At 44.8% G+C, this 2,751-nt stretch carries 3 protein-coding genes and 1 pseudogene; 2 read left to right on the forward strand and 2 right to left on the reverse strand.

What is annotated here, in order from left to right; translation table 11 throughout:
• A pseudogene (locus tag ACERJC_RS25400) lies at nt 1–148 on the reverse strand (IS4 family transposase); the annotation flags it as partial.
• Nucleotides 149–450: 302 nt separating this feature from the next.
• Between ACERJC_RS25400 and ACERJC_RS25405 the strand changes: the two are divergent.
• Nucleotides 451–1,362, forward strand: a complete 912-nt coding sequence (locus tag ACERJC_RS25405) for a LysR family transcriptional regulator (protein WP_015586033.1) — start codon at nt 451–453, stop codon at nt 1,360–1,362.
• Nucleotides 1,363–1,663: 301 nt separating this feature from the next.
• Here the strand turns inward: ACERJC_RS25405 and ACERJC_RS25410 are convergent, their stop codons facing one another.
• On the reverse strand, nt 1,664–2,461 hold the full coding sequence (locus tag ACERJC_RS25410; protein ID WP_015059991.1) for an OXA-48 family carbapenem-hydrolyzing class D beta-lactamase OXA-48: 798 nt from the start codon (nt 2,459–2,461) through the stop codon (nt 1,664–1,666).
• A gap of 218 nt (nt 2,462–2,679) precedes the next feature.
• Between ACERJC_RS25410 and ACERJC_RS25415 the strand changes: the two genes are divergently transcribed.
• Nucleotides 2,680–2,751, forward strand: a 72-nt coding sequence (locus tag ACERJC_RS25415; protein WP_001568368.1) for an IS1 family transposase, incomplete at its 3' end; no start/stop codon positions are given.

A 2,751-nucleotide genomic window follows, 5' to 3' on the forward strand; every position in this document is an offset into this window, starting at 1 on the left:
TTGGTAAATTTCGACCTAACTCAGTCAAGGTCAGTGTCTTACATTCAATCAGCGCCTTAGAGGCCAGCATCAAGCTGTTTAATCGTTTTAGGTGAAGTTCTGGGCAGTATTGGTGTAAAGAATGTTGTAGGATATTGGCTTCGCGCATCTTGTTGTCCAAGTGTAGTTTTTGGCGAAACCATTTGATCATGCAACAAGATGCGCTTCCACCCTAATTTGATGATTTATTTGTAAATCATCAGGGGATTCTTCAGTGCTCGGCCTGTAAAAAAAGCGGATCGGGCGTTTGGGCTTGAGTCATGTGTTTGGGCTGATTATTGCTGGTCATCAAAAGATCCTCTGCTTTAGCCTCTGAAAATTTTTAGCCAATAAATATAACTTTGTTATCCCGCCAAATGCCATTAAACTGCATAAGACGCTATGTTCCAAATATGAGACAGTGGGAAAAACATGCCAGATTTAAACGGTATGATGCTATTTGCAGCCGTAGTGAGAGCAAAGGGATTCTCCCAAGCTGCACGTGAAACCGGCCACCCAAAATCCACCATAAGTCGCAAAATCGCGCAGCTTGAAGAACAACTAGGCGTGCGATTGTTACAACGCGACACCCGTAACCTGAGTCTTACCCAAGTCGGGGCACTCTTTTATCAACACTGTGATTCCATTCGCAATGAGGTGGAAGCGGCCAAGGCTGTTATCGAGAGTACCCATGATGATGTATCAGGATCATTACGGATAGCCATTCCGGTCTCTTTTAGCCAAGAATTAATTGCTAACCTCTGTAGCGGATTCATGCGTTTATATCCCAATGTGGAATTAGATGTCCAGTTTACCGACAACGATATAGGTTTGGTGGGTGAAGGATATGACATAGCTATCAAATATGGGCCACTGCAATCCTCTGATCTTGTTGCAAGATTACTGTTCGAGCGTCAACCAATTCTGGTAGCAAGCCCTGGCTATTTAAAAGCACGCGGCACCCCCGCAACACCTAAGGAGCTGAGCGATCATAGTGGTATTCTGCTAGGAACATCCCGCTCAGCACCCATATGGCCCTTAGGCAAAGGTGCTCGCAAAACCATGGTAAACTTTCAGCGTAAAGTCAGGGTCAATAGCCCGATTATGGTTAAGCAGTTAGCCCTCGATGACTTTGGGATTGCAATGCTATCAAACTCCGCCTGCAAAACCGAACTCGCCAACGGCCAGCTAGTGCCAATCTTACAGGAATGGCCGATTGAACCCTTTAAGGTCTACGGGGTGTATTCGAGCCGCAGACAATTAGCCACCAATATCAGCGCCTTCTTGGACTTTTTCGTCAAACGCTTTAGCAGCCAAGAAAGCCTACAATCCTTGATGGGCTAGGCACTTTATCGCAGCGGCATTCACCTTTACTGACATCGCCATTCCTTTATACACATCCCAATGTTGAGTGACCATGACCATTTAGATAACAAAAAAGCCTAGCAAATTGGCTAGGCTTTTTACGTTGAGGAATGTGATGCTAATGCTCAGGCTAAAAGTTAACGCGCGGAGCTTAAGTCGATTAGGCCTAACCGATTAAGTATGAGCCATTAACTACAAGCGCATCGAGCATCAGCATTTTGTCCATATATCTTTACAGCTTATATGACGGCTATTTCACACAAATACGCGCTAACCACTTCTAGGGAATAATTTTTTCCTGTTTGAGCACTTCTTTTGTGATGGCTTGGCGCAGCCCTAAACCATCCGATGTGGGCATATCCATATTCATCGCAAAAAACCACACATTATCATCAAGTTCAACCCAACCGACCCACCAGCCAATCTTAGGTTCGATTCTAGTCGAGTATCCAGTTTTAGCCCGAATAATATAGTCACCATTGGCTTCGGTCAGCATGGCTTGTTTGACAATACGCTGGCTGCGCTCCGATACGTGTAACTTATTGTGATACAGCTTTCTTAAAAAGCTGATTTGCTCCGTGGCCGAAATTCGAATACCACCGTCGAGCCAGAAACTGTCTACATTGCCCGAAATGTCCTCATTACCATAATCGAAAGCATGTAGCATCTTGCTCATACGTGCCTCGCCAATTTGGCGGGCAAATTCTTGATAAACAGGCACAACTGAATATTTCATCGCGGTGATTAGATTATGATCGCGATTCCAAGTGGCGATATCGCGCGTCTGTCCATCCCACTTAAAGACTTGGTGTTCATCCTTAACCACGCCCAAATCGAGGGCGATCAAGCTATTGGGAATTTTAAAGGTAGATGCGGGTAAAAATGCTTGGTTCGCCCGTTTAAGATTATTGGTAAATCCTTGCTGCTTATTCTCATTCCAGAGCACAACTACGCCCTGTGATTTATGTTCAGTAAAGTGAGCATTCCAACTTTTGTTTTCTTGCCATTCCTTTGCTACCGCAGGCATTCCGATAATCGATGCCACCAAAAACACAGCCGATAAGGCTAATACACGCATAACGTCCCCTTGCTTAATGCAATATACTGAAGAATCCCCTGATGATTTACAAATAAATCATCAAATTAGGGTGGAAGCGCATCTTGTTGCATGATCAAATGGTTTCGCCAAAAACTACACTTGGACAACAAGATGCGCGAAGCCAATATCCTACAACATTCTTGGTGATGCTGCCAACTTACTGATTTAGTGTATGATGGTGTTTTTGAGGTGCTCCAGTGGCTTCTGTTTCTATCAGCTGTCCCTCCTGTTCAGCTACTGACGGGGTGGTGCGTAACGGCAAAAGCACC

The sequence above is a fragment of the Citrobacter telavivensis genome (assembly GCF_041807075.1).
In the GTDB taxonomy this organism is placed as follows: domain Bacteria; phylum Pseudomonadota; class Gammaproteobacteria; order Enterobacterales; family Enterobacteriaceae; genus Citrobacter_A; species Citrobacter_A telavivensis.

Coding starts and splice junctions, on each gene's coding strand:
- ACERJC_RS25405 (WP_015586033.1), top strand. CDS start 451: ATGCCAGATTTAAACGGTATGATGCTATTTGCAGCCGTAGTGAGAGCA.
- ACERJC_RS25410 (WP_015059991.1), bottom strand. CDS start 2,461: ATGCGTGTATTAGCCTTATCGGCTGTGTTTTTGGTGGCATCGATTATC.